This window comes from Paraburkholderia madseniana, from assembly GCF_009690905.1.
Classification (GTDB): Bacteria; Pseudomonadota; Gammaproteobacteria; order Burkholderiales; family Burkholderiaceae; genus Paraburkholderia; species Paraburkholderia madseniana.
In genome coordinates this window covers 1-25,980 of record NZ_VOSW01000012.1, presented here as the reverse complement: position 1 = coordinate 25,980, position 25,980 = coordinate 1, and the positions used below count along the sequence as shown (strand labels likewise).

Genomic DNA, 25,980 nt, shown 5'->3' with positions numbered 1-25,980 from the left:
GATTATCCGCTGGGAACCGTCTCAGCCGATATGTTTATCGGCCGAGTCTCACCGACATCTACCGCATGCGCGGCTCGACAGCTGCCGCGCTCAGATTAGCTTGACGAGTTGCTTGCCGAAGTTCTTGCCCTTCAGGAGACCGATAAACGCTTCAGGCGCGGCATCGAGCCCTTGCGCGATGGTCTCGCGATATTGCAGCTTCTTCTGCGCGACCAGCGTGCCGAGCTGCTTGAGCGCTTCAGGCCACACGTCCATATGCTCGCTGACGATGAAGCCCTGCACCAGCAACCGCTGCGTGAGCATCAGCGACGGATGCTTGAGCGGCATCGGCTGGCCGTCGTAGCCCGCGATAAACCCGCACAACGCGATGCGGCCGAACGCGTTCATGCGCGCGAGCGTCACGTCGAGCACTTCGCCGCCGACGTTCTCGAAGTAACCGTCGACACCATTCGGCGTCACAGCTTTGAGCTCCTGATACAGATTGCCGGCCTTGTAGTCGACACAGGAGTCGAAGCCGAGGGTCTCGACCACATAGCGGCACTTGTCCGCGCCGCCCGCGATGCCGACCGCGCGCGCACCGGCCAGCTTGGCCAGTTGCCCGACCACGCTGCCCACGGCTCCGCTCGCCGCACTAACCACCACCGTCTCGCCTGCTTTCGGCACGATAATTTTGTTCAGGCCGTACCAGGCCGTCACGCCGGGCATACCGACCGGGCCAAGATACGCCGACAGCGGCACATGCGTATCGTCGACTTTTTGCACGCCCGCACCGTTCGAGGTGCCGTACTCCTGCCAGCCAAACATCGCGACGACCTTATCGCCGACCGCGAACTTCGGATTCTTCGACTCCACCACTTCGCCCACCGTGCCGCCGATCATCACTTCGTTCAGCGGCTGCGGCGCTGCGTACGACTTGCTGTCGTTCATCCGGCCGCGCATGTACGGGTCGAGCGACAGGAAGTGATTGCGCACGCGGAATTCGCCATCGGCAAGCGGCGCCAGCGGCGTTTCGACAAGCTTGAAGTTATCGGGCGTAACCGCGCCTTGCGGACGCGAAGCCAGCACGAGTTGACGGTTGATTTGGGGCATGACGATCGTCTCCATGAGTTACCGATGTGATCGGCGAATAGTTCGAACCAACAGCGTCTGCAAAAGAGGGGGCAGCGCGCGCGGCACTCGACACGCACGCGATTCATCCGGTGATTAACCGTCGCTTGGACCGGGTTTCGCCGAAGGGTCGCTGCGCAGACGCTGTTGCGTCACGTCGCGGCCCACGGCGAGGCGCCGCATATATTTGAAAGTGCCGAGTGCTTTGGCGACGAAGTGGCCTTCGCTGTCGCGGATCTCGCCTTCGCAATAGGCCATGGTGGTCGAGCGGTGCAGCACGCGGCCGGTGGCGCGCAATTCGCCGCGACCCGGTTGCATGAAGTTGACCTTCATCTCGACGGTGACCACGCCGACGCCGTCGCCGGCCAGACTGCGCGCGGCCATCGCAAGCGCGACGTCGGCGAGCGTCATGGTCACGCCGCCATGCGCGACATCCCACGTATTCATGTGATCGGGTTGCAGCGGCAACACGACCTCGCTGGCGCCGTCCGCCGCCGAGACGAGTTGCGCGCCGAGCCGGTCGACGAACGGGCTTTCGGGCAGCGTCGCGCTGCTCGCTTTAGATGAGGATGAGTCGGTCATTGCGGATTTCAGATTTCGTAGTCGACACATTCACGCGATTCGCGCACCGCACCGACGAAGCCCTTCAGCGCCGTGTGCGTCGGATGGACCTGGTAGGCGTCGAGCGCGGCCTTGTCGGTGAAGTCCGACACCAGCACGATGTCGTAGGTCGATTCGAGGCCCGGTGCCGCGATGCCGACTTCGAGCTTGAGCATGCCCGGAACAATGTCGCGGCAGCCTTCGAGTTTTTCCTTCAGCTTCAGGACGTTTTCGACACGCGAGGCACCTTCTGCAGTTTCCTTGAGCTTCCACATCACAATATGACGGATCACGGGATCACCTTCTTCGATTCAGTTCGTTGGGCCGGGACTAAGCACAGCGGGAAATCATAACCGCTACGGCGTTCGCGCATGCGCTACCCTCCGCGCCGCCAGACGCCCTAACCTGCGCACCGCGTCATCGGCCTGATCGAGATCCGTACTCGGGCAACTCAGGCGAATGAAATGATCGAAGCGCCCAGCGTTCGAAAACACCGTGCCCGGCATCACGCGAATACCTTCGTCCAAAGCCGCATCGAAAAAAGCAGCCGATGACAAGTCACGCGGCAGCTCGATCCAGAAAAACATACCCCCGCCCGGCGGCGTGAAGCGCGTGCCGTCGGGAAACGATGCGGCGATTGCTGCGGCCATCCGTTCGCGCTGAATCCGCAGACGGTCGCGCAAACGCCGCAGATGCCGTTCATACACATTCGTTTCCAGAAATTCGGCGAGCACGACTTGCGACAACTGCTCGTTATGGCGCGACTGCGCGAACTTCAGCATGCCGATGCGCGGATGCCAGCGTCCGCCGTTGATCCAGCCGACCCGCATGCCCGGAGCGAGCGTTTTGTTGAACGACGTGCAATGGATCACCGTGCCGTCGGTATCCCAGGCCTTCAACGATCTGGGCGGCTGCCCGGTGTCGGCGAGTTCGCGGTAGGGATCGTCTTCGATCAGCGGAATGCCCGCTCGCGCGCAAAGTTCGACGAGCCGTGCTTTGTGCGCATCGGGCATCACGCTGCCGAGCGGGTTCTGCAGATTCGGCACGACCACGACCGCCTTGATGCCGGGATGCGTTTGCAGCGCGAACGCCAACGCTTCGATGGCAATACCGGTAGTCGGACTGGCCGGAATTTCGAGCGCGCGCAGGCCTAGGCTTTCCAGCGCCTGCAGCAAGCCGAAGAAGCACGGCGATTCCACCGCGACCGTGTCGCCCGGCTGCGTGACCGCGCGCAAGGCCAGGTTCACCGCCTCGATGCCGCCGTGGGTCATGATCACGTCGTCCGCGCCGATCTGGATGCCGGCGTCGAGCGCACGGCGCGCAATGATGGCGCGCAGTTCGGGATCGCCCTGATCGGGTCCGGCCGCGGTCAGCAAGGTCGGCCGTCGGCGCAAGGCGCGCAGCGCGGCCTTCTGCAAAGCGTCGGTGGGATAAAGATCGGGCGATGCGGTCGCGCCGCCGAGGTTCAGCGCGTCGGGATAGCGCTGGAATTTCGACACGATCGCCGAAATCGCCGAATGGATGCCGACGAACTGCGCGGCGCCGGGCACGACCGCAAGGTCGGGCTCGGTTGCCTCGGGCAGCGCTGCGGTTTGACGGGCGCGCACGAAATAACCGGCACGTGGCCGGGCGTCGATCAGCGCGGCGCGTTCCAGTGTTCGATAGCTCTCGGTCGCGGTTGCGAGGCTCACGCCGTGCCGCTGCATGAAGGCGCGCATCGACGGCATGCGATCGCCGGGACGCAGCGCACCGTTATCGATCGCGCGGCGGTATTGGTCGGCCAGTTGGCGGTAGAGGGGGCGGCCATCCGTGGGCCGGCCATCCGGGGGCCGGCCCACGGATGGCGGCGCGTCCGTGCACGTCGCCGCTTGTGCGTCGGGTATCGAGGTAGAAGTGCTCATGAGCCGATGGTGCGGATAGTTAGGGCGTAGGGACAGATACACATCCGCGAGATTCCAACCGATACAGCATGTTTAAACCCCGCCTTGTACCGGTTCACATTGTCCATTATTGCGTCTGTTTTCACCCGGACGGACTCAATAAGCTGTGTGGCATGAAAACGGTTTAAGGGAATCGGTCATGCCCATCACTCAACCTCGCACGGGTTTGCCTCACGATGCCGCCACCTCGCGCGTTGCCGCCGGTCAGATGGCCGTGCACGATTTGCGCGCACGAACCTCGATCGTGGCCGTCGAAGGCAATCTGCGACTCGACTTCCGCGATCATTCGCTGGCGTGGCTGGGAGACGCCGTTCCAGTCACGTCGATCACGCTGCATGAAGGCGAACGCTATATCACGCCACAGCGCGGCGTCGTGTCGATCAGCACAGCGCATGCGAAATCCGCCGCGTTCGTCGTCGAGCCACGGCGCGCTGAAAACGAGCGGCACCGCTTCATCAGTCAAGCCGTGCGCAAGCTGACGAACCTCGTCAAAACGCGGCTGCAGCGCGTCACCTGAAACGTCTCTGCTGCCGCGGAACACCCCGCTACAATGCATGACCCAACCCGCTTCCTTCGAGGTGCCGGTCATGTTCTTCTTTCGCGTACTGCTGTCCCGCCGGCACGCCCGTCTGGCCGCGATCCTCGCCGTCATCACGCTGACGCTCAACGGCTGCGCCGGTCTGTTCGGCGGCGACCCTTTGCGCGTGAGCGTGGCCGGCATCGAACCGGTCGACGGTCAGGGCCTGGAGATGCGCTTCAATGTCAAACTGCGCGTACAGAATCCCAATGAATCCGCTGTCAACTTCGACGGCGTGTCGCTTGCTCTCGAACTGAACGGCAAGCCGTTCGCCAGCGGTGTCAGCGATCAGAGCGGCACCGTGCCGCGCTTCGGCGAAACGGTCGTCAATGTACCGCTGACGGTGCCCGCCTTCGCCGCGGTTCGCCAGGCGTTCGCCTTCGCAGGCGCCGTGCAAGCGGACTCCGCGCAGTCGGGACAGATTCCGTACATCCTGCGCGGCAAGCTCGCCGGCGGCTTGACAGGCACGACACGCTTCGTCGATCAAGGTACGTTAAGCCTGCCGACGCTCGGTACTGCTTTGCCCTGATGCGGCTCGGTCCGTGCCGCCAGTCGATGCCGGTGATTCTTGCCCGCGGCCGAGGCGAGCCAAACCCACCCGGATAAAAAAACGGGTGCCGTGGATTCAATGCCTGCACGTCACATCGCACCGAACCACACGACACCCGCTTTTAATCAAGCCCGCTCTCGCGCCCGATCACACCACTTCGAACAGGCCCGCCGCACCCTGGCCGCCGCCGATACACATCGTCACGACGACCAGCTTCGCACCGCGCCGCTTGCCTTCGATCAGCGCATGGCCGGTCAAACGCGCGCCCGACACACCATACGGGTGACCCACCGCAATCGCGCCACCGTTCACGTTCAGGCGGTCGTGCGGAATACCGAGCTTGTCGGCGCAATACAGCACCTGCACCGCGAACGCTTCGTTCAGCTCCCACAGGTCGATGTCTTCGACTTTCAGGCCTGCCTGCTTGAGCAGCTTCGGCACCGCGAACACCGGGCCGATACCCATCTCGTCCGGCTCGCAACCGGCCACCGCAAAGCCGCGGAAAATGCCGAGCGGTTGCAGCCCTTCGCGCTCAGCGACCTTCGCGTTCATCACGACGCAAGCCGACGCGCCGTCCGAGAACTGGCTCGCATTGCCCGCGGTGATCACGCCGCCCGGCATCGCGGTACGAATCTTCGACACGCCTTCGAGCGTCGTGTCGGCACGAATGCCTTCGTCGGCGCTGACGGTCACTTCCTTCGTGAAGAGACGCCCGCTCGCTTTGTCGGCGACGCCGGCCAGCACCGTCAGCGGCACGATCTCGTCCTTGAACTTGCCGGCTTCGAGTGCAGCCGCGGCACGCTGTTGCGAGCGCACGCCGTATTCGTCCTGACGTTCCTTCGAGATCGAGTAGCGCTTCGCGACGTTCTCGGCGGTCTGCAACATCGACCAGTAGATTTCCGGCTTGTTCTTGCTGAGCCAGCCTTCGGTCAGCATGTGGTGGTTCATCTCGTTCTGCACGCACGAGATCGATTCCACGCCACCCGCGACGAACACATCGCCCTCACCGGCAATCACGCGTTGCGCGGCCAGTGCGATGGTTTGCAAACCCGACGAACAGAAACGGTTCACCGTCATGCCCGGCACGCTAACCGGCAAACCGGCGCGCAGTGCGATCTGGCGCGCGATGTTCATGCCCGTCGCGCCCTCCGGATTCGCGCAGCCCATGATCACGTCTTCGATGCGCGCCGGGTCCAGCTTCGCGCGCTCGACAGCGGCCTGTGTCGCATGGCCGCCAAGCGTCGCGCCGTGCGTCATGTTGAAACCGCCGCGCCACGATTTGGCGAGGCCCGTACGGGCGGTTGATACGATTACGGCGTCAGTCATATGTCTCTCCTATGTCGACCCGAGTTGGCGCTTTAGCTGTCGACCCGAGTTGGCGCTTTAGCGCTTACTCGGGTCCCATGCAAAGCTCTTACTCGGGTCCCATGCAAGTTGGCTGGTGATGGTGGGCGCGCTGGCGGATCGCTCAGTCGCCCCACTTCATTCATTTCACTCATTTCGCCTGAGCGGCGGCGCTTCAGCCGTTAAACCCACGGCCCTTGGCCGCGAGCTCCGCGATGCTCGGCGCCAATTGCCAGGCGTCGCCATTCGGGCGCGATGCATAGCGGCGAATCGCGCGCTCGACGTTGTAGAGGCCGACCGTATCCGCGTACAGCATCGGACCGCCGCGATAGAGCGGGAAGCCGTAGCCGGTCAGATAAACCATGTCGATGTCCGACGCCTTCGACGCAATCCCTTCCTCGAGAATCTTCGCGCCTTCGTTGACGAGCGCGAACACGAGACGCTCGACGATTTCTTCGTCGCTGATCTTGCGGCGCTCAGTGTTGGCTTCCTTCGAGAAGGTCGAGATCATCTCGTCGACCACTTTCGACGGATACGCAGTGCGGTCACCCGCTTTGTAGTCGTACCAGCCGCCACCGGTCTTCTGGCCGAAGCGCCCCGTCTCGCACAGACGATCGGCGATCTTCGAGTAGTGCATATCAGGATGTTCCTGATAGCGGCGTTTGCGGATCGCCCAGCCGATGTCGTTACCCGCCAGGTCGCTCATGCGGAACGGGCCCATCGCGAAGCCGAACTTCTCGATCGCCTTGTCCACTTGCGCGGGCAGCGCACCTTCTTCGAGCATGAAGAGCGCCTGGCGGATGTACTGCTCGATCATCCGATTGCCAATGAAACCGTCGCACACGCCCGAGACCACCGCGGTCTTCTTGATCTTCTTCGCAAGCTTCATGACGGTGGCGAGCACGTCTTTCGCCGTGTCCTTGCCGCGCACCACTTCGAGCAGCTTCATAACGTTGGCCGGGCTGAAGAAGTGCATGCCGACCACGTCCTGTGGACGCTTCGTGAAAGCGGCGATCTTGTCGACATCCAGCGTCGACGTGTTCGAGGCCAGGATTGCGCCGGGCTTCGCCACTTCGTCGAGACGCTTGAACACCTGCTCCTTGACGCCGAGTTCCTCGAACACCGCTTCGACGATCAGGTCGGCGTTTTTCAGGTCGTCGTAGGAGAGCGTCGGCGTGATCAAGGCCATGCGCTGTTCCAGCGCTTCGGGCTTCAGCTTGCCTTTCTTGACGGTGGCTTCGTAATTCTTGCGGATCGTGGCGATGCCGCGGTCAAGCGCTTCCTGCTTCGTTTCCAGCAGCGTGACCGGAATGCCCGCGTTGATGAAGTTCATCGCGATGCCGCCGCCCATCGTGCCGGCGCCGATCACGGCCACCTGCTTGATGTCGCGCGCCGGCGTGTCTGGCGGCACATCGGGAATCTTGCTCGCGGCGCGTTCGCCGAAGAACGCATGACGCAGCGCGTGGCTTTCCGGCGTCTGCACGAGCGCGATAAAGCATTCGCGTTCGAATGCAAGGCCCTTGTCGAAACCGCTCTGCACGCCCGCTTCCACGGCGTCGATGCACTTCAGCGGCGCCGGGAAATTCTTCGCCATCGCCGCGACCGTATTGCGTGTGAACTGGATGAAACCGGCGGCATTCGGATGCTCGATCTTGCGGTCGCGCACCTTCGGATGCGGGCCCGTTTTCGCGCCGACCTTGCGGGCGAACGCGAGCGCGGCTTCAGCCAGATCGCCTTCCACGACTTCGTCGAACAGGCCTGAGTCGGCGAGCTTCTCCGACATCACCGGCGCGCCGGAGACAATCATGTTGAGCGCGGCTTCAAGGCCGATTGCGCGCGGCAGACGCTGCGTGCCGCCCGCGCCCGGCAGGATGCCGAGCTTCACTTCCGGCAGCGCGATCTGCGCGCCGGGTGCGGCGATGCGGTAGTGCGCGCCGAGCGCCAGTTCCAGCCCGCCGCCCATCGCGACGCTATGAATCGCGGCGATAACCGGCTTGGCGCTGCCCTCGACGGTCTTGATAACCGTATGGAGGGTCGGCTCCTGGGTCGCCTTCGGCGTGTTGAATTCGGTGATGTCGGCGCCGCCCGAAAAGGCTTTGCCGGCGCCCGTCAGCACGATCGCCTTGATGGCCGGATCGTTCTGCGCGCGCTCGATCCCTTCGACGATACCGGCTCGAGTCGAGAGGCCGAGACCGTTTACGGGGGGATTGTTCAGCGTGATGACGGCCACGCCGTCATGAGTTGTGTAGTCCACTGCCATCTGCCTGCCTCCGTGCGATGAGGCGGCGCATGACGCGCCGCCTGTCCGGTTGATCGAGTCGGCTCATTGTCCGACTTTAGCTCCGATTTCCCCGGGGTCAGCAGGCAGAATACACAAAAAAGCACGCTCGTTCAATTTATCGTTAGACGGGGTTTCCCCTGGCAAGCGGAGTCAGGGGGCAATCCTTCTCGTCTTCGAGCGCGGACGGCAGGATGTGGTCGCGGAAAATGTCGCGCAGTTTGAGCTTCTGCAGCTTGCCGGTGGCCGTATGCGGGAGTTCGTCGACGAAGACGACGTCGTCGGGAATCCACCATCTGGCCACCTTGCCGTCGTAGAACGCGAGCAGTTCCTCGCGCGTCACGTCGAAACCCGCCCGTTTGACGATCACCAGCAATGGCCGTTCGGTCCATTTCGGATGCGCGCAGGCGATGCACGCGGCTTCGGCCACCGCCGGGTGCGCGATCGCGACGTTCTCGATGTCGATCGAACTGATCCACTCGCCGCCCGACTTGATCACGTCTTTCGAGCGATCCGTGATGTGCAGGAAGCTGTCGCGGTCGATGGTGGCGACGTCGCCGGTCGGAAACCAGCCGTCCACCAGCGGCGAATCGTCCTTGCGGAAATACCGGTCGATCACCCAAGGGCCGCGCACGTGCAGATCGCCGAACGCCACACCGTCCCACGGCAGATCGCGCCCGTCTTCGCCGACGATCTTCATATCGACGCCGTACAGCACATGGCCCTGCTTTTCGAGCAGTTTGCGCTGCTCTGCCAACGGACGCTGACTCTGTTCCCACGTCAGTTTCGACAAGGTACCGAGCGGCGACATTTCCGTCATGCCCCATGCATGGATCACCTGCACGCCGTATTCGTCCTCGAAGGCTCGCAGCATGGCCGGCGGACAGGCCGAGCCGCCAATCACCGTGCGATTCAACGAAGAGAAACGCACCTTGGCTTCGCGCAGGTAGTTGAGCAAGCCCAGCCACACGGTCGGCACGCCGGCCGAATACGTGACGCGTTCGTTTTCCATCAATTCATACAGCGATTTGCCGTCGAGATCCTTGCCGGGAAAGACCAGCTTCGCACCGGTCAGCGGCGCGGAATGCGGAATGCCCCAGGCGTTCACATGGAACATCGGCACGACCGGCAGCACGGAGTCGCGCGCGGACAGGCTCATCGCGTCGGGCAGCGATGCACCGAACGCGTGCAGGACTGTCGAGCGGTGCGAGTACAGCGCGCCTTTCGGATTGCCGGTGGTGCCGGACGTATAGCAAAGATAGGACGCCTGCCGTTCGTCGATGGCCGGCCAGTCGTAATGGCCATCCTGCGCTTCCACCAAGGTTTCGTAGCTCAGCACCGGCGTTTGCATCTTCGGCAGATGGTCTTCATCGGCCAGTGCGATCCAGCCGCGCACTTTGGGGCACTGCGGCGCCAGCGCATCGACGAGCGGTGCGAACGTGGTGTCGAAGAGCACGTAGGCGTCGTCGGCGTGGTTGACGATGTAGGCGATCTGATCGGGAAAGAGCCGCGGATTGATGGTGTGGCACACGGCGCCGAAGCCGGTCGTGCCGTAATACGCTTCCAGATGCCGGTAGCCGTTCCAGGCCAGCGTGGCCACCCGCTCGCCGGGTTCGACGCCGAGCGCGATCAGCGCCTGCGCCAGCTGCTTCGCGCGCTTTTCGCAGTCGCGGTAGGTGTAGCGATGCATGTCGCCTTCGATGCGCCGCGACACGATTTCGGTGTCGCCGAAATGCCGCGCGGCATGCGCGAGCAACGAGGACACGGTGAGCGGCACGTCCATCATCTGGCCAAGCAGCGGCGTCGTCATAAAGAGAGGTCTCCTCGCCTTGTTTGCGTCATTGGGGTTGTAGCTCGGGGGCCGCGCGGCGCGCTCCGTTTGAGTCACGTTTGAATCGCACGAAACGCTGCGGCGAGTCCGCGCGGCGTGCGCTGAAGCGGCGCCAGACGCGCTCCGGCAGAAGACGTCCGGCACGCAGGCGCGTGTCTGGCTAAACCTCGGCCTAACAGCCGGCCAGCACCTCCGCGGGCGCGGACTTACAATATCGGTTAATCCAGAGGCGCTCAACATGTCGTTTTCCCCAAGCATTGCAGGGTTATCCGGGCCTTTAGCGGCTCTTTCCGACGCACTGATCACCTCGCCCGAAAGCGCATTTGCGCGGCTCGGCAGCGTGTTTCTGACACGGCTGCCCGCGGCGCCGCTGAGTGCGCCCTACGTGGTTGGGTTCTCCGCAGAGACCGCCGCGTTGCTCGGTTTAGAGCCGGGGCTCCAGAATGATCCGGGGTTCGCCGAACTGTTCTCAGGCAACGCCACGCGTGAGTGGCCTTCCGAAGCGCTGCCGTATGCGTCGGTGTATTCGGGGCATCAGTTCGGCGTATGGGCGGGCCAGCTCGGCGACGGCCGCGCGCTCGGTCTCGGCGAAGTCGAACACAATGGTCAGCGCTTCGAGCTGCAGCTCAAAGGCGCGGGCCGCACGCCCTATTCGCGTATGGGCGACGGCCGCGCCGTGCTGCGTTCGTCGATCCGCGAATATCTGTGTTCGGAAGCGATGCATCACCTCGGCATTCCGACCACCCGCGCGCTGTGCGTGATCGGCTCCGACCAGCCAGTGCGCCGCGAGGAAGTCGAAACCGCGGCGGTCGTCACGCGCGTCGCGCCGAGTTTCGTGCGCTTCGGGCACTTCGAGCATTTCTATTCGAACGATCGCGTCGATGCACTGCGCGCGCTCGCCGATCATGTGATCGAGCGCTTCTATCCGCATTGCCGCGAAGCCGACGATCCGTATCTCGCGCTGCTGAATGAAGCCGTGAATTCGACCGCCGATCTGATGGTCGAATGGCAAGCCGTGGGCTTCTGCCACGGCGTGATGAATACCGACAACATGTCGATCCTCGGTCTCACGATCGACTACGGCCCGTTCGGTTTCATGGACGGCTTCGACGCCGGCTACATCTGCAATCACTCGGACTCGCAAGGCCGCTACGCGTACAAGATGCAGCCGCAGATTGCGTACTGGAACCTCTTTTGCCTCGCACAGGGTCTGCTGCCGCTGTTGGGTGTCAAGCATGAGGAAAGCGTGCGTGGCGACAAGGCGATCGAAGACGCGCAGCGCGTGCTCGGCGGCTTCAAGGAGCGTTTCGCGCCGGCGCTGGAGAAACGCATGCGCGCCAAGCTCGGCCTCGAAAGCGAGCGCGACGGTGACGACACCTTGATCAACCGTCTATTCGAAGTAATGCACGCCAACCGTGCGGATTTCACGCTGACCTTCCGCAATCTGGCGCGCATTTCCAAACACGATGCGAGCTGCGACGCGCCGGTACGTGACCTGTTCCTCGACCGCGCCGCATTCGACGCGTGGGTGAACGACTATCGCGCGCGACTGTCCGAAGAAACACGCGACGACGCCGCGCGCGCCATCGCAATGAACCGCGTGAACCCCAAATTCGTACTTCGTAATCATCTGGCAGAAACGGCGATCCGCCGAGCGAAAGAGAAGGACTTCTCCGAAGTGGAACGTTTGGCAGCCGTCCTGCGCCGCCCGTTCGACGAGCAGCCGGAAAGCGAGGCGTATGCGGGGCTGCCGCCGGATTGGGCCAGCTCGCTGGAAGTGAGTTGCTCTTCGTAACGAGCCCCCAAAACAATCTTGAGACAGGAACCCCGACCATGAACAAGCCCGACGACCTCAACACCGGCGCCCCCGCCGTGCAGAAAGACGACGCCGAGTGGCGCGAACAGCTCTCCGACATCGAATACCAGGTGACGCGCCACGCGGCCACCGAGCGCCCCTTCACCGGCCGCTATCACGACCACTGGGACCGCGGCATCTATGACTGCGTCTGCTGCGGCACGCCGCTGTTCGAATCGGACACCAAGTTCGACGCCGGCTGCGGCTGGCCGAGCTACTTCAAGCCGATCAACGGCGAAGTGATCGCCGAGAAAACCGACCGCACGCACGGCATGCTGCGCATCGAAGTGCAGTGCAAGAACTGCGGCGCACATCTGGGCCACGTGTTCGAAGACGGACCGGCGCCGACCGGTCTGCGTTACTGCATCAATTCGGCTGCGTTACAATTCGAGCCCAAGTAACGCAGCGCGGAGTCCGGCGCCCGTTGAACGATGTGCGGCCGGCGTCTGTCATCAGGCGCGCGCCGGTCGCGACACCCTTCATCCGGCTTGCAAACCGGTCAACCCGGCGGTCGACCCGGCGCGGCAATCATGCTTCGAATGGCGCAACGCGCCGTTCCCGGCTGCCGCGGCGGGTTTTAAGCAGCATCCCTGCCACCGGGCGCCCCGCGCCGCGTCCCCAATTCTCCGACTCTCCAACCCACTCTCCGAATTCCCGACCAGATAATGAAATTCCTGTTCGATCTGTTCCCGATCATCCTGTTCTTCGTCGCCTTCAAGATCTGGGGCATTTTCACGGCGACGGCAGTGGCGATCGTCGCCACGCTGGTGCAGATCGCGTGGGTGGCATTCCGCCACCGCAAGGTCGATCCGATGCTGTGGGTGAGCCTCGGCGTCGTCACCGTCTTCGGCGGCGCGACGCTCGTGCTGCACAACGACACGTTCATCAAATGGAAGCCAACCGTGCTGTACTGGGCGTTTTCGGTCGCGCTGATCATCTCGCAACTGGCCTTCAACAAGAACCTGATCGAAGCGATGATGGGCAAGCAGATCACGCTGCCGCACGCGATCTGGGGCAAGCTGAACATCGTCTGGGCGATTTTCTTCGTGCTGCTGGGGCTGGTGAACCTGTTCGTCGCGTACAACTACACGACCGACCAGTGGGTCAATTTCAAGCTGTTCGGCGCCACCGGGTGCCTGGTGGTATTCATCGTCGGACAGAGTTTGTGGCTGTCGAAGTATATGAAGGAAGAATGACATGACGAGCGATGTGTTCATGCACGCCACGACCGCCGAGCGCGCCGCGCTGATCGAGGCGCGCCTCACCGCGGCGCTCGCGCCGGTCGCCTCGATCCGGATCACGGATGACAGCGCGCAGCACGCGGGCCACGCGGGCGCCTCCGCCGGCGGTCATTTTTCTGTCACGATCGTGGCTGCCGCATTCGCCGGGAAAGCCCGCGTGGCGCGGCATCGCATGGTGTATGATGCGCTGGCCGATGCCATGCAGCGCGGCATTCACGCCCTTGCAATCACGGCGTATACGCCCGAAGAATTTGCTTTGTTGCCCCGCTAGGAAACCTTTCGATGACCTTGAAGAAAACCCGCCTTTGGGTATTGCTGGCTGCATTTGCGGCCGCACCTGCATTCGCACAGAACATCGCCGTCGTGAACGGCACGCCGATTCCGAAAGCACGCGCCGACGCGTTGATCGATCAACTGGTTCATCAAGGCCAGCAAAACACGCCGCAACTGCAAATGGCCGTGCGCGAAGAGCTGGTGAACCGCGAGATCCTGATGCAGGAAGCGCTGCGCCGCGGCCTGCCGAATCGTCCGGATATCAAGGCGCAAATCTCCGTTGCCCAACAAACCGTCGTGCTGCGCGCGCTGATCGAAGACTTCGTGAAGAACAACACGCCGACCGACGCCGAAGTCACCGCGCGTTACAACGCGCTGATCAAGGACGCGGGCGGCAAGGAATATCACCTGCACCACATCCTGGTCGACAACGAACAGCAAGCCAAGGATCTGATCGCCAAGATCAAGGCCGGCGCAAGCTTCGAAGACCTTGCCAAGCAATTCTCGAAGGACCCGGGATCGGGCAAGAACGGCGGCGATCTGGACTGGTCGGATCCGAAGGCCTACGTGCCTGAATTCGCGGACGCGGCCACGCATCTGCAGAAAGGCCAGATGACGGACACGCCGGTGCATACGCAATTCGGCTGGCACATCATCCGTGTCGACGACGTGCGCAACATCGCGCCGCCGCCGCTCGAGCAAGTGCGTCCGCAGATCGTGCAGCAAATCCAGCAGGAAAAGCTGCAGGCGTTCGAAGAAGGCCTGCGTAAGAACGCGAAGATTCAGTAAGCAGTTTTTGCGCTGCCGCTTCGGAATAAAAAAACCGCCCTCGGGCGGTTTTTTGTTTCTGCGTGCGCTTCAACCCAACCAGCGGCGTGCGTTCTGGAACACGCGCAGCCACGGGCTCGCGTCCGTGCTGCCCTCACCCCAACCTTCCGGATGCCAGCTCATCTGCACCGCGCGATGCACGCGCTCGGTGTGCGGCATCAGCACGCTGAAGCGGCCATCAGGCGTCGTAACCGACGTGATGCCATTTGGCGAACCGTTCGGGTTGAACGGATACTGCTCCGTTGCCTGCCCACGGTGATCGACGTAACGCATCGCCACAGCCACCTTCGACGCATCGCCTTGCTGCGAGAAGTCCGCATAACCTTCGCCGTGCGCAATCGCCACCGGAATGCGCGAGCCTTCCATGCCGGCGAAGAAGATCGACGGCGAAGCCTGCACTTCGACCAGCGAGAAGCGCGCTTCGAATTTCTCCGACTTGTTGCGCGTGAACTTCGGCCAGGCTTCGGCGCCCGGAATCATCGACGCGAGGCTGCTCATCATCTGGCAGCCGTTGCAGATGCCCAGTGCGAACGTGTCTTCGCGGCCGAAGAACGCGGCGAACATATCGGCCAGTTGCGAGTTGAAACGGATCGCCTTCGCCCAGCCTTCACCGGCGCCCAGCGTATCGCCGTATGAGAAGCCGCCGCACGCCACCGCACCGGCGAAATCCGCCAGGTTGGCGCGGCCGGCCAGCAGGTCGCTCATGTGCACGTCGTGCGCGTCGAAGCCGGCGCGGTCGAATGCATAAGCCGTTTCGAGGTGCGAGTTCACGCCCTGCTCACGCAGGATCGCGACACGCGGGCGTGCGCCCTTGCCGATGAACGGTGCGGCGACATCTTCCGAAGGATCGAACGTGAGAACCGGCGAGATGCCCGGATCGGCCGCATCGGAGAGCGCATCGTATTCAGCATCGGCACAAGCCGGGTTGTCGCGCAGACGCGAAATACGCCAGCTCACTTCGCTCCACGCGCGATGCAATTCGGTACGCGGTGCGTCGTAGATCTTCTTCGCGTCGCGATAGATTTCGATCGTATCGCGCTCGTTGGTCTTGCCGATCACGTGCGAGCATGCCGACAGACCGTGTTCGCGCAATGCGCCCAGCACCGCGTCGCGATCCGCTGCGCGCACCTGAATGACGGCGCCAAGTTCTTCGGTGAAGAGCGCGCGGATCGTGCGGTCTTCACGACGGCCACTGGTCTGCTTCGCCCAGTCTTTCGCGTCGCCGAAATCGGATTCGTGGTTCGGATCGAGTATCAGCATGTCGACGTTCAGCGACACGCCGACGTGGCCCGCAAACGCCATTTCGCAAACCGTCGCCCACAGGCCGCCGTCCGAGCGGTCGTGGTACGCGAGCAGCTTGCCGTCGCTATTGAGCGACTGGATCGCGGTGAAGAAACGCTTCAGATCTTCTGGATCGTCGACGTCCGGCACCGTGTCGCCGACCTGCTGCGTGACTTGCGCGAGAATACTGCCACCCAGACGATGCTTGGCGCGGCCAAGGTCGATCGCGATCAGCACGGAGTCGCCCACGTCGCCCGCGCTGCGCAGTTGCGGCGTGAGGTGCTTGCGTACATCTTCGACCGGCGCGAATGCCGAGATGATCAGCGAGACCGGCGCGACGACTTCCTTCGCCACGCCACGATCTTCCCACTTGGTGCGCATGGACAGCGAATCCTTGCCCACCGGTATGCTGATGCCGAGCGCCGGGCACAACTCCATGCCAATGGCCTTGACCGTGTCGTACAGCGCGGCGTCTTCGCCCGCTGCGCCGCATGCGGCCATCCAGTTTGCCGACAGCTTGAGTTTATCGAGCGACGCGATCGGCGCCGCCGCGATGTTGGTGACTGCCTCGCCGACTGCCATGCGGCCCGACGCCGGCGCGTTGATCACGGCGAGCGGCGTACGCTCGGCCATGGTCATCGCTTCGCCGCGGAAGCCCGCGTAGTCCATCGTCGTAATCGCGACGTCGGCCACCGGCACTTGCCACGGGCCGACCATCTGGTCGCGCGCGGTCGTGCCGCCCACCGAGCGGTCGCCGATCGTGATCAGGAACGACTTGCTGGCCACCGTAGGGTGACGCAGTACGCTGACCGCGACTTCCGACAACGCGATGCCCGTAACATCCACCGGCTCGAGTTTCTGCTCGACGCGTTTGACGTCGCGATGCATGCGCGGCGCCTTGCCAAGCAGCACTTCCATCGGCATGTCGACCGGCTCGTGTGCGGCGTCCTCGTTCGATTCGGAATCGAGCACCTTCAACTGACGTTCAGCCGTAGCCGTGCCGACCACCGCGAACGGGCAACGCTCGCGCTCGCACATGGCTTCGAAGGCCGGCAGATCGGCCGGCGCAATCGCGAGCACGTAGCGCTCCTGCGCCTCGTTCGACCAGATTTCGCGCGGCGACAAACCGCTCTCTTCCAGCTGGATCTTGCGCAGATCGAAGATCGCGCCCTTGCTGGCGCCGTCCACGACTTCCGGAAACGCGTTCGACAGACCGCCCGCACCCACGTCGTGAATACTCAGAATCGGGTTCTTCTCGCCGAGCTGCCAGCACGCGTTAATCACTTCCTGCGCACGGCGCTCGATTTCCGGATTGCCGCGCTGGACCGAGTCGAAGTCGAGTTCGGCCGTGTTGGTGCCCGTCGCCATCGAACTGGCGGCGCCGCCGCCCATGCCGATGCGCATACCCGGGCCGCCGATCTGGATCAGGAGCGACCCTTCCGGCAGATCGTGCTTGTGCGTGTGTTGATCCGAAATATTGCCGATGCCGCCGGCGATCATGATCGGCTTGTGATAGCCGCGCACCAGACCCGCGACGTTCTGCTCGTAAGCGCGGAAATAGCCACCCAGATTCGGCCGGCCGAATTCGTTGTTGAACGCGGCGCCGCCGAGCGGGCCGTCGATCATGATTTGCAGCGGCGATGCGATGCGGTCAGGACGGCCGTAAGCTTCGTGCTTGTCGTCCGGGTTCCGGTGGGCCAGCGGCTGCGCGGCGTCACGGGCGTTTTCCCAGGCTTCGACGCCGTCCGGCAATTCCAGATTCGACACCGTGAAGCCCGCCAGACCCGCCTTCGGACGCGCGCCGCGGCCGGTCGCGCCTTCGTCGCGGATTTCGCCGCCCGCGCCGGTCGAAGCGCCCGGGAACGGCGAGATCGCGGTCGGGTGGTTGTGCGTTTCCACCTTCATCAAGGTGTGCGTCAGTTCGACGTTGCGGCGATAGTGCTCGGGCATCGCGCCGGGTTCAGCCGGCGTGCGCGGGAACCAGCGCTCAGCCACGCCGCCCGCCATGATCGCCGAGTTGTCCGAATACGCGACGATCGTGCCTTGCGGGTTCAGCTTCTCCGTGTTGCGGATCATGTTGAACAGCGAGATGTCCTGCTTCTCGCCGTCGATCGTCCAGTCCGCGTTGAAGATCTTGTGACGGCAGTGTTCGCTGTTGGCTTGCGCGAACATCATCAGTTCCACGTCAGTCGGGTTGCGGCCGAGTTTCGTGAAGGCGTCGACGAGGTAGTCGATTTCGTCGTCGGCGAGCGCGAGGCCCAGTTCCGTGTTCGCCGCCTCCAGCGCGCCACGGCCGTTGCTCAACACGTCGACGGTTTGCAGCGGCTTGGCCGGCAGTTCGTCGAACAGATGCAGTGCGTGGTCACGCGAGGGCGACACGCTTTCGGTCATGCGGTCGTGCAGCGCCGCGGCGACGGCCGCGCGGGCTTCGTCGGAGAGCGCCTTCTTGCCGCCCAGCAGACCGCTTTTCAGCGTGACCGTGTATTCGACACCGCGCTCGATACGGCGCACCTGCGTGAGACCGCAGAGGTGAGCAATATCGGTTGCCTTGCTGGCCCACGGCGACACCGTGCCGAAGCGCGGCACCACGAGGAAGGTTTCGGCCGCGCCGCGCTCTTTGGTTTCTTCGAGCGGATCGCCATAGTGCATCAGCGCTTCGATCTTCGCGTTGTCTTCCGCGGACAGCGGGGTTTGCGCGTTGACGAAGTGCAGATATTGCCCGCGCACGCCGGTGATGTTGGCGTCGATGCGCGTAAGCGTGTCGAGCAGGCGGGTTTGACGGAAATCGGAAAGGGCCGAAGCGCCGGGGAAACACGAGAAGTGGGCCATGGACTTGACGTTGCGTCGCTAATGATGCCGATGAGTCGCGCGTGAAGGCGACGTGAGGCGGAAAGGAAGTCCGAGATTATACCCCGGGAACGGCCTTCCAACGGGCGTCGCACCAGGGTTTTGGCGGGGTCTGCGTGGCCGGTCTGACGTTTTGACTGCTATCATTCGCCCTTTCACCAGATCGGCGCAGGCAGCCTGAGCAATCCCGGGCAGTGCGCCGCATGCCACGCTTAACGGGAACGCGGCGTTTCGGCGTCCCGCCGGCAAATCGAATCAGATCATGGATGTCATCGTCATTGGCGGCGGGATTGTGGGCGTCGCCACCGCTTATCAACTGCGCGCGGCCGGTCACCGGGTATGCGTCGTCGAGCGCCACGCAACGGTCGCGCAAGGCGCGACCTATGGGCACGGCGGCACCGTGCTGCCGACCCCGCTCGACGTCTGGTTCGGCCCGACTTTCATGGCGAGCCGTCAGGGCGCCAAAAACGGCGTGATCAGCAAGACCGGCTTCAACGGGCCGGCGCGCCAGTTCATCAAGCAACTGGCCGCTTTGCAGGAGCCGGAGGCGTTCAGCCGCCAGTACGCGCGGCTGCGTCCGTTGATCGAAGCATCGCGCGAGGCGATGGCCGACGTCGAAGCGCGCTTCGGGCTGGAATTCGAGCAGGCGAGCGGCCTGCTCTATCTGGTGCGTTCCGAGCAGGAATGGCAGCAGACCCAGACCGCGCTCGAGCTGCTGCGCCAATACGAAGTCCCGCACCATGTGCTCACGCCGGCCGAATGCGCCGCGTTCGAGCATTCCGTGCGGACCGAGCCGGAATTCGCTGGCGGCGTGCTGTTCGACCACGAGCGCACGGCCAACTGCCCGCTTTTCGCGAAACTGATCAAGCAAACCCTCGATACCCAGGGCGGCGTGCAATTCATGCTGGGCTGCGAAGTCTCGGCGATTCGCCTCGAAGGTCAGCGTGCCGCGGTGGAACTGGCGCCACGGCCTGGCATGGCATCGCGTTCACGCGAAGTCGACGTGATCAACGCCGATGCGATCGTCGTCGCTGCAGGTTACGGCAGTCTGCCGCTGCTCGAACGGCTGGGGCTGCGGCTGCCGTTGCATCCGCTGCGCCTGCATAACCTGGTGGCGCCGATCGCCCATGAGGAATGCGCACCGCACGTCGCGATTGTCGACGCGGTCAAGCGGATTACGGTCAGCCGCATGAATCATCGCCTGCGGGTTGCGGGCGGCGCGGTTTTGCAAAGTGCTGGGCAGATCGACAAGCCGCTCGGCGAAGCGTTGACTAAGGAAGCGCTGGCGCTGCTGGGCCAGGCGACTCACGACTGGATTCCGGGCGCTGCCCGGATCTCCGCAGCCTTGCCGTGGGAAGGCGTAAAGCTGCTGTCGCCGGACGGAATGCCTGTGATCGGCAATGCGCTTCATCCGCGTCTGTTCGTGAACGCCGGCCACGGGCCGGCCGGTTGGGGTCTGGCATGCGGGGCAGGCAAGCTGATCGCCGACCTGATCTCGGACAAGACCCCCGACGTTCCCGCGGACACGCTGGCTGCGCTGCGCGCGGACCGATTCCAGTAAATGGCGCGGCGGGAGCATATCGGCACTACCATAGTGGCTCCCAACGCTTCCTCACCTTGCCCAAGGTGAACTCCAAGCCTCGCCATGACAGTGCCCGAATCCACGCTCCCGACATTAATCAGCCCGCACAACCGCGCGTTGCCGCTGCTCACGCTAACCGACCTGCGAATCCTTGAAACCCAGGCCGCGGCGGCACTGCCTCAGCACACCCTGATGTCTCGCGCCGGCAAAGCAGCCGCGAGCTACCTGCAAGAGCTGATCACCCGCGACACATCGATCGAAAAATCGAAGCACAAGGTATGGGTCGTAGCAGGCCCGGGCAACAACGGCGGCGACGCATTGATCGTGGCCGCGGAGCTACGCCGCGCAAGTATCGCCGTAGATCTTTGCATGCCGCTTGAAGTCAAGCCGGACGACGCCCGCTGGGCGCTCGACACCGCCCGGGCCGCAGGCGTAGCCATTACATCGACACCGCCGGCTTCGCTGGAAAGCTATACATGGCTGGTGGACGGCATGTTCGGCATCGGTCTGACCCGCCCTCTGGAGGGCGTCTTTGCTGCCATCGCCCGCCAGCTCTCACAACGCACGAAAGCAAAGTCCAGAAAAGGCGGCGTCCTGGCGCTCGATACGCCAAGCGGCCTCGACAGCGACACCGGCACGGTCGTCGGCGAAAAACAGGGGCAAGGCGGGGGGCAAGGCGAAAGCCAGAACGACAGCACCGCAGTCCACGCCACCCATACGATCACCTTCATCGGCGCAAAGCCCGGCCTCTTCACGGCGCAGGGCCGCGATCTTGCCGGCACGGTAACGGTGGCGCCGATCGGCATTGACAGCACCTCCCGCACGGCCGTGCAACTCAACGCGCCGGCGCTGTTCACCGACTTCCTGCCGCCGCGCGACTTTGCCACCAACAAGGGCACCTTCGGCAGCCTCGCCGTGGTCGGCGGCGACACCGGCATGTGCGGCGCGCCGATCCTCGCCTCGCGCGCGGCGCTCTACGCCGGTGCGGGCAAAGTACACGTTGCCTTGCTCGGCGACGGCGCCCCGCCCTACGATCCGCCGCATCCCGAACTGATGCTGCATGCGATCGACGATCTGCCGCTCGACAAAATGGACGCGCTCGCCGTCGGTTGCGGCATGGGTCTGCGCGACATCGCCACGCGTGTCATGCACGACGTGCTGACGCTCGACGTACCCAAACTGTTCGACGCCGACGCGCTCAATCTGATTTCGGCAGACTCATCGCTCGCGGCCGAAGTCACCGCGCGCGGCGTACAAGGTGATCCCTGCGTGCTCACGCCGCATCCGTTGGAAGCCGCGCGCCTGCTCGGCACCAATGCGCGAAGCGTGCAACGCGACCGCCTCGCCGCAGCGCGGGCACTAGCCGCGCGTTTTGCCGCGGTAGTCGTGCTGAAAGGCACGGGCACGGTTATCGCCGCGCCGGACGGCCGCGTCGCGATCAATCCGACCGGCAATGCCGCACTCGCGACAGGCGGCACCGGCGACGTGCTCGGCGGCATCATCGGCGCACTGCTTGCCCAGCATCTGCCGCGTTACGAAGCCGCGCTGGCAGGCGTCTACCTGCACGGCCTCGCCGCCGACACGCTCAGCGCGCAAGGCCACGGCCCAGCCGGTTTGACGGCGGGTGAACTCGCCCCGATGGTGCGAACTTTGCTCAACCGTATGTTCTATCCGGCAACGGGTGGATGATTCAGCGGGTGAATGAAGCGCCCCATGCAGCGCCTCAAACGGGGTGTCCTGAACGTGGCGCCCCATCCCACAGTTTGCATGGGACTCCCAAACCGCTGCCACCCGTCACACAACGCCGTTATACTGATTGACTGCGCCGCGCGTCGGGTTCATCGCGGGTTACGGCGAAATTTCGGTGAGCCGTTCGATTCCGGGCGGACTCGCGAAGTTTCCCCGTAACCCACCGCGAACCCCACCGCGCGGCATCGCTCTAACAGCATCGTTGCATCATCCTCGGCAGCGCTTCACGCGCGCGCCTTTCTTCGTGCCCCTTCGTTAGACGGACGCTATGACGCAGAACTCGCTCCCCTCCTGGTCCTCGCTGCAAACGCATTACGAGAAGATTCGCGATGCGCACATGCGCGACTGGTTCGCCCCCGAGAACGATCCCGCCCCTACCCGTGCTGAGCGCTTTGCGTTCACGGGCGGCGGTCTCGCGGCCGATTTTTCGAAGAACCGCATCACCGACGAAACCCTGAAACTGCTGGCGGAACTCGCGCGCGAAGCCGGCGTCGAGAAGCGCCGCGACGCGATGTTCGCGGGCGAAGTCGTCAACCCGACCGAAGGCCGCGCCGCATTGCACACCGCGCTGCGCGCCACTGATCCGAAGGCTCCATTCCATGCGGAAATCCTGGCCGAACGCGCCAGGATGGCCGCGTTCGCCGACAAGGTCCGCAGCGGCGAGTGGACCGGCTACACCGGCAAGCGGATTCGCTACGTCGTGAACATCGGCATCGGCGGCTCGGACCTCGGGCCGAAGATGGTCGTGCACGCGCTGCATCATCTGGCTACGCCCGAGATCACCACGCACTTCGTGTCGAACGTGGACGGCGCGGATCTGTACAACGTGATGCAGATGATCGATCCCGAAGAGACGCTTGCGATCATCGTCTCCAAGACCTTCACGACGCTCGAAACGATGACCAATGCGCGCTCGCTGCGCGACTGGTTCATCGAGAAAGGCTGCCCGGAGAGTGCGCTGGCGAAGCACTTCGTCGGCGTGTCGGCGAACCCGGCCGAGGTGGTCAGGTTCGGCATCGCGAAAGAGAATGTGTTCGAGATGTGGGACTGGGTCGGTGGGCGTTATTCGCTGTGGTCGGCAGTGGGTCTGTCGATCATGATCGCGATCGGGCCGAAACAGTTCGACGAACTGCTGGCCGGCGCCAACGAGATGGACCAGCATTTCCGCGACGCGCCGCTCGAGAAGAATCTGCCGGTGCTGCTCGGCATGATCGGCATCTGGTATCGCAACTTCTTCGGCTCGCAAAGCTATCTGGTCGCGCCATATTCGGAAGCGCTGCATTTCCTGCCGTCGTATCTGCAACAGCTCGAAATGGAGAGCAACGGCAAGTCGGCGCGTCTCGATGGCGCAATGGTCGACTATCCGACCGCCGCCGTGACCTGGGGCGAACCGGGCACGAACGGTCAGCATGCGTTTTTCCAGATGCTTCATCAGGGCCCGACGATCGTGCCGATCGATTTCATCGCCGTGTTGACGCCGGAGCATCCGCTCGTCAGTCATCATCCGAAGCTGCTCGCGAACTGTTTCGCGCAAAGCGAAGCACTGATGCTCGGTCGCACGCTCGAAGAAGCAAAGAAGGTTGCCGGTGCGGACAAGCCGGAACTCGCGCCGCATCTGGTGTTTCCGGGCAACCGTCCGACCAGCACGCTGCTGGTCGATGCACTCACCGCGCGTTCGCTCGGCGCATTGATCGCGCTGTACGAGCATAAGGTGCTGGTGCAGGCATCGGTATGGGACATCAACCCGTTCGATCAATGGGGCGTCGAGTTGGGCAAGATCCTCGGCAAGGTGGTCGAGGCGGATCTGACGTCGGCAAGCGTCGATGAGAAGAAGCATGACTCGTCGACGTCGGCGTTGATCGCGCGGGCGCGGGCTGCCTTGAAGCGATGAGCGTAACGGCGCGCTTGCCCGTGCCGCATGCGCTGATTGCTCACGGGCGCGTGGTTAGCGGCGTTGCGTTATCGAGTTGCATGAGATGAAAAGCAAAGCGGGCCCTTGTGGCCCACTTTGCTTTATACGACCGAGTGACGCGTGGCTGGCACGCTTCCTAGGCCAGACGTCCCGCTTCGATGGTCACCGTCGTATCGCAGCGGCGCGCCAGCTCGATGTCGTGCGTGACGAGGATCAAGGTGGCGCCGTTCGCACGGTTCATCTCGAACATCAAATCGATCACCGCGTGACCGGTGGCTGCATCGAGACTGCCGGTCGGCTCGTCGGCGAACAGAATCGCCGGATGGGTGACAAAGGCCCGCGCGAGCGCGACCCGTTGCTGTTCGCCGCCCGACAGCAGCTTCGGATAGTGCCCGGTGCGCTTGGCGAGCCCCACCTGCTCCAGCAATCCGCGCGCACGCGCCGCGGCCTCGCGCGTACCGATGCCGCCTTGCAGTTCGAGCGGAAGGGTGACGTTTTCGAGCGCCGTCAAATGCGGCATCAGTTGAAACGACTGGAACACGAAACCGACCGAACCGCTGCGCAACGCAGCACGCTCATCTTCGTCCAGTTCGGTGAGCTCGCGACCAAGCAGCCGAACCGAGCCAGAGCTCGCACTGTCCAATCCTGCGAGCAAGCCGAGCAGCGTAGACTTGCCCGACCCGGATGCACCGACGATCGCCACACTGCTGCCGGCATCGATAGCAAGATCGATGTCCTCGAGAATCGTCAGTTCGCCTGTTGCATCCTTAACCTTCTTGCACAAACCCCGCACTTCAATGACTGGATCAGTTTTGTTTAGCATGGTGAAGCGTAGGTTGAAAGTGCGCGCCGTAGCGACGGCGCTGACTACTGCATTCGGCCCGGCCGTGCTGGCCGCAACCCTGTTTTCATTGCCCTTCCCAGCCCATGCGGCCAACCCGCCCGAACAGGCCAAGCCGGTGATCGTCGTGCTCGGCGACAGCATCTCCGCCGAATACGGCTTGCCCCGCGACACTGGCTGGGTTGCCTTGATGCGCCAGCGCCTCACCGATGAGCGAATCGATTATAGCGTCGCCAATGCGAGCATCAGCGGCGACACCACGAGCGGTGGCCGGGCCCGCCTGCCGGCGCTCCTGCAACGGCTCAAGCCGAGTATCGTGATCGTCGAGCTCGGCGCCAACGATGCATTGCGCGGCGTGCCGCTCGCCACAACCGAAGACAACCTGCGCACGATCATCGAGCAGGCTCAACAAGGCCACGCGAAGGTCGTGCTGGTCGGCATGTATGTACCACCCAATTACGGCCCCGACTACACGCAAAAGTTCCACGGCCTGTACGGCGAACTCTCGAAGCAATTGCGCGTGCCGTTGGTGCCCTTCCTGCTGGCCGGCATCGCCGACAAACCGGAGATGTTTCAGGCGGATCAGATCCATCCCACGCAGCAGGCACAGCCGGTGCTACTCAACAACGTGTGGCCGGCTATCAAGCCACTCCTTCGCGCAAGTTCGCCGCACTGAAAAGCTCGCTAACAACTTGTTTCCGGTAATTGGGGAGCGCGGATCGGCAAGATCGCTCCGACTTTCGTAATCCCGCGCAACCCGGCTCGATTCTGAGCGACTTCTGAGGAGATAACGTGAAATATTTACCGTTAATCGCTTTGACCGTGGCAATTTCTGCATCCGCCGCTCAACCGCCTGTCGGCGTCCAATCCGTGGGCCAAAGCCAGCAGCCGCCGAAGGCCGTCGCTACGTGCATCGCGCACAAGTGGGCCGATAGCTCGCAACAGCAAGTCGTGTCGCAAGACATCATGGCTAACGACCAGGCAATGGATGTCTATATGCCGGGTCAGCAGCCGCCTAACGGCGCAGCAGCCGTCGTGCGGCCCTCCTACACCGGCCCGGGTTCATGGGTCGGCTTCCGCGCCAATGGCGCTGCGGGCAGCGATGCCACCAGTTCGATCAGCGCTTGCCTCTAGGCGGCTGACGGCATAACAAGCCGCGCTCCCGAGCAGAACGTTTGACGCGCTTGCACTCGTCAAATAAAAATGCCCCGCAATTGCGGTAATGCCGTTCAGTTAGCACTGAACGGCATTTTCATTTGCAGAGCAGGAAGAGGTTGTAAACGGCGCGCCGGGATGTTAACTTTTCGGCACGATGCTCTCAGCCCACCTTACCTATCTGATCGA

The 25,980-nt window shown here is 63.5% G+C and carries 21 protein-coding genes; 12 read left to right on the top strand and 9 right to left on the bottom strand.

The window, feature by feature from the left end:
• Window positions 1-90 precede the first annotated feature (90 nt).
• From FSO04_RS08490 to FSO04_RS08475, 4 genes are all read right to left on the bottom strand, one after another.
• Window positions 91-1,089: an NADP-dependent oxidoreductase gene (locus FSO04_RS08490; RefSeq protein WP_154559253.1), complete on the bottom strand. Its 999-nt coding sequence runs from the start codon at window positions 1,087-1,089 to the stop codon at window positions 91-93.
• 114 nt (window positions 1,090-1,203) lie between these two features.
• The gene (locus FSO04_RS08485) at window positions 1,204-1,689 is read right to left on the bottom strand and encodes a PaaI family thioesterase (protein ID WP_154559252.1); all 486 of its coding nucleotides are present in this window, start codon (window positions 1,687-1,689) and stop codon (window positions 1,204-1,206) included.
• A gap of 8 nt (window positions 1,690-1,697) precedes the next feature.
• Window positions 1,698-2,000: a Dabb family protein gene (locus tag FSO04_RS08480; RefSeq protein ID WP_168435614.1), complete on the bottom strand. Its 303-nt coding sequence runs from the start codon at window positions 1,998-2,000 to the stop codon at window positions 1,698-1,700.
• Between the two features lie 63 nt (window positions 2,001-2,063).
• Window positions 2,064-3,608, bottom strand: coding sequence for an aminotransferase-like domain-containing protein (locus FSO04_RS08475; RefSeq protein WP_154559251.1), 1,545 nt, complete (start codon window positions 3,606-3,608; stop codon window positions 2,064-2,066).
• Window positions 3,609-3,786: 178 nt separating this feature from the next.
• Here FSO04_RS08475 and FSO04_RS08470 point away from each other — a divergent pair, with 178 nt between their 5' ends.
• A complete protein-coding gene (locus FSO04_RS08470; protein ID WP_154559250.1) occupies window positions 3,787-4,164 on the top strand; it encodes a hypothetical protein in 378 nt (125 codons plus the stop codon).
• A gap of 70 nt (window positions 4,165-4,234) precedes the next feature.
• On the top strand, window positions 4,235-4,753 hold the full coding sequence (locus FSO04_RS08465) for an LEA/WHy family protein (RefSeq protein WP_154559328.1): 519 nt from the start codon (window positions 4,235-4,237) through the stop codon (window positions 4,751-4,753).
• Between the two features lie 168 nt (window positions 4,754-4,921).
• Here the strand turns inward: FSO04_RS08465 and FSO04_RS08460 are convergent, their stop codons facing one another.
• From FSO04_RS08460 to FSO04_RS08450, 3 genes are all read right to left on the bottom strand, one after another.
• A complete protein-coding gene (locus tag FSO04_RS08460; protein ID WP_154559249.1) occupies window positions 4,922-6,100 on the bottom strand; it encodes an acetyl-CoA C-acyltransferase in 1,179 nt (392 codons plus the stop codon).
• Window positions 6,101-6,293: 193 nt separating this feature from the next.
• Window positions 6,294-8,378: a 3-hydroxyacyl-CoA dehydrogenase NAD-binding domain-containing protein gene (locus FSO04_RS08455; protein ID WP_154559248.1), complete on the bottom strand. Its 2,085-nt coding sequence runs from the start codon at window positions 8,376-8,378 to the stop codon at window positions 6,294-6,296.
• A 142-nt stretch (window positions 8,379-8,520) separates the two neighbouring features.
• On the bottom strand, window positions 8,521-10,206 hold the full coding sequence (locus tag FSO04_RS08450; protein ID WP_154559247.1) for a 3-(methylthio)propionyl-CoA ligase: 1,686 nt from the start codon (window positions 10,204-10,206) through the stop codon (window positions 8,521-8,523).
• Window positions 10,207-10,465: 259 nt separating this feature from the next.
• Between FSO04_RS08450 and FSO04_RS08445 the strand changes: the two genes are divergently transcribed.
• The 5 genes from FSO04_RS08445 (at window position 10,466) to FSO04_RS08425 (ending at window position 14,385) form a co-directional block, all read left to right on the top strand.
• Entirely contained in the window at window positions 10,466-12,022 is a 1,557-nt protein-coding gene (locus FSO04_RS08445; RefSeq protein ID WP_154559246.1) for a protein adenylyltransferase SelO, read from the top strand.
• 38 nt (window positions 12,023-12,060) lie between these two features.
• Entirely contained in the window at window positions 12,061-12,483 is a 423-nt protein-coding gene (gene msrB, locus FSO04_RS08440) for a peptide-methionine (R)-S-oxide reductase MsrB (protein WP_154559245.1), read from the top strand.
• Window positions 12,484-12,747: 264 nt separating this feature from the next.
• Window positions 12,748-13,278: a septation protein A gene (locus FSO04_RS08435; protein WP_154559244.1), complete on the top strand. Its 531-nt coding sequence runs from the start codon at window positions 12,748-12,750 to the stop codon at window positions 13,276-13,278.
• Between the two features lies 1 nt (window position 13,279).
• A complete protein-coding gene (locus FSO04_RS08430; protein ID WP_054042675.1) occupies window positions 13,280-13,594 on the top strand; it encodes a BolA family protein in 315 nt (104 codons plus the stop codon).
• Between the two features lie 11 nt (window positions 13,595-13,605).
• Window positions 13,606-14,385, top strand: a complete 780-nt coding sequence (locus FSO04_RS08425) for a peptidylprolyl isomerase (protein ID WP_154559243.1) — start codon at window positions 13,606-13,608, stop codon at window positions 14,383-14,385.
• Window positions 14,386-14,454: 69 nt separating this feature from the next.
• Here the strand turns inward: FSO04_RS08425 and purL are convergent, their stop codons facing one another.
• Window positions 14,455-18,534, bottom strand: a complete 4,080-nt coding sequence (gene purL, locus FSO04_RS08420) for a phosphoribosylformylglycinamidine synthase (RefSeq protein WP_154559242.1) — start codon at window positions 18,532-18,534, stop codon at window positions 14,455-14,457.
• Window positions 18,535-18,814: 280 nt separating this feature from the next.
• Here purL and FSO04_RS08415 point away from each other — a divergent pair, with 280 nt between their 5' ends.
• The 3 genes from FSO04_RS08415 to pgi all read left to right on the top strand — a co-directional run bounded on the left by FSO04_RS08415 (window position 18,815) and on the right by pgi (window position 23,774).
• Entirely contained in the window at window positions 18,815-20,113 is a 1,299-nt protein-coding gene (locus FSO04_RS08415) for an FAD-dependent oxidoreductase (RefSeq protein WP_154559241.1), read from the top strand.
• Between the two features lie 84 nt (window positions 20,114-20,197).
• The gene (locus FSO04_RS08410; protein WP_154559240.1) at window positions 20,198-21,823 is read left to right on the top strand and encodes an NAD(P)H-hydrate dehydratase; all 1,626 of its coding nucleotides are present in this window, start codon (window positions 20,198-20,200) and stop codon (window positions 21,821-21,823) included.
• 328 nt (window positions 21,824-22,151) lie between these two features.
• On the top strand, window positions 22,152-23,774 hold the full coding sequence (gene pgi / locus FSO04_RS08405; protein WP_154559239.1) for a glucose-6-phosphate isomerase: 1,623 nt from the start codon (window positions 22,152-22,154) through the stop codon (window positions 23,772-23,774).
• Between the two features lie 157 nt (window positions 23,775-23,931).
• Here pgi and FSO04_RS08400 read toward each other — a convergent pair whose 3' ends face one another.
• A complete protein-coding gene (locus FSO04_RS08400) occupies window positions 23,932-24,618 on the bottom strand; it encodes an ABC transporter ATP-binding protein (protein ID WP_154559238.1) in 687 nt (228 codons plus the stop codon).
• On the opposite strand from FSO04_RS08400, the gene FSO04_RS08395 reads away from it, so the two are divergent.
• On the top strand, window positions 24,617-25,312 hold the full coding sequence (locus tag FSO04_RS08395) for an arylesterase (protein WP_154559237.1): 696 nt from the start codon (window positions 24,617-24,619) through the stop codon (window positions 25,310-25,312). The two genes, FSO04_RS08400 and FSO04_RS08395, sit on opposite strands and share 2 nt — an antisense overlap.
• 116 nt (window positions 25,313-25,428) lie before the next feature.
• Window positions 25,429-25,770: a hypothetical protein gene (locus tag FSO04_RS08390; protein ID WP_168435613.1), complete on the top strand. Its 342-nt coding sequence runs from the start codon at window positions 25,429-25,431 to the stop codon at window positions 25,768-25,770.
• Window positions 25,771-25,980: the final 210 nt, after the last annotated feature.

What these genes read in the sequence shown, in the direction of transcription:
- FSO04_RS08425 (WP_154559243.1), top strand. Translation starts at nt 13,606, where the DNA reads ATGACCTTGAAGAAAACCCGCCTTTGGGTATTGCTGGCTGCATTTGCG.
- FSO04_RS08445 (WP_154559246.1), top strand. Translation starts at nt 10,466, where the DNA reads ATGTCGTTTTCCCCAAGCATTGCAGGGTTATCCGGGCCTTTAGCGGCT.
- FSO04_RS08485 (WP_154559252.1), bottom strand. Translation starts at nt 1,689, where the DNA reads ATGACCGACTCATCCTCATCTAAAGCGAGCAGCGCGACGCTGCCCGAA.
- FSO04_RS08475 (WP_154559251.1), bottom strand. Translation starts at nt 3,608, where the DNA reads ATGAGCACTTCTACCTCGATACCCGACGCACAAGCGGCGACGTGCACG.
- purL (WP_154559242.1), bottom strand. Translation starts at nt 18,534, where the DNA reads ATGGCCCACTTCTCGTGTTTCCCCGGCGCTTCGGCCCTTTCCGATTTC.
- FSO04_RS08395 (WP_154559237.1), top strand. Translation starts at nt 24,617, where the DNA reads ATGGTGAAGCGTAGGTTGAAAGTGCGCGCCGTAGCGACGGCGCTGACT.
- FSO04_RS08455 (WP_154559248.1), bottom strand. Translation starts at nt 8,378, where the DNA reads ATGGCAGTGGACTACACAACTCATGACGGCGTGGCCGTCATCACGCTG.
- FSO04_RS08435 (WP_154559244.1), top strand. Translation starts at nt 12,748, where the DNA reads ATGAAATTCCTGTTCGATCTGTTCCCGATCATCCTGTTCTTCGTCGCC.
- msrB (WP_154559245.1), top strand. Translation starts at nt 12,061, where the DNA reads ATGAACAAGCCCGACGACCTCAACACCGGCGCCCCCGCCGTGCAGAAA.
- FSO04_RS08400 (WP_154559238.1), bottom strand. Translation starts at nt 24,618, where the DNA reads ATGCTAAACAAAACTGATCCAGTCATTGAAGTGCGGGGTTTGTGCAAG.
- FSO04_RS08415 (WP_154559241.1), top strand. Translation starts at nt 18,815, where the DNA reads ATGGATGTCATCGTCATTGGCGGCGGGATTGTGGGCGTCGCCACCGCT.
- FSO04_RS08465 (WP_154559328.1), top strand. Translation starts at nt 4,235, where the DNA reads ATGTTCTTCTTTCGCGTACTGCTGTCCCGCCGGCACGCCCGTCTGGCC.
- FSO04_RS08460 (WP_154559249.1), bottom strand. Translation starts at nt 6,100, where the DNA reads ATGACTGACGCCGTAATCGTATCAACCGCCCGTACGGGCCTCGCCAAA.
- FSO04_RS08430 (WP_054042675.1), top strand. Translation starts at nt 13,280, where the DNA reads ATGACGAGCGATGTGTTCATGCACGCCACGACCGCCGAGCGCGCCGCG.
- pgi (WP_154559239.1), top strand. Translation starts at nt 22,152, where the DNA reads ATGACGCAGAACTCGCTCCCCTCCTGGTCCTCGCTGCAAACGCATTAC.
- FSO04_RS08450 (WP_154559247.1), bottom strand. Translation starts at nt 10,206, where the DNA reads ATGACGACGCCGCTGCTTGGCCAGATGATGGACGTGCCGCTCACCGTG.
- FSO04_RS08490 (WP_154559253.1), bottom strand. Translation starts at nt 1,089, where the DNA reads ATGCCCCAAATCAACCGTCAACTCGTGCTGGCTTCGCGTCCGCAAGGC.
- FSO04_RS08470 (WP_154559250.1), top strand. Translation starts at nt 3,787, where the DNA reads ATGCCCATCACTCAACCTCGCACGGGTTTGCCTCACGATGCCGCCACC.
- FSO04_RS08410 (WP_154559240.1), top strand. Translation starts at nt 20,198, where the DNA reads ATGACAGTGCCCGAATCCACGCTCCCGACATTAATCAGCCCGCACAAC.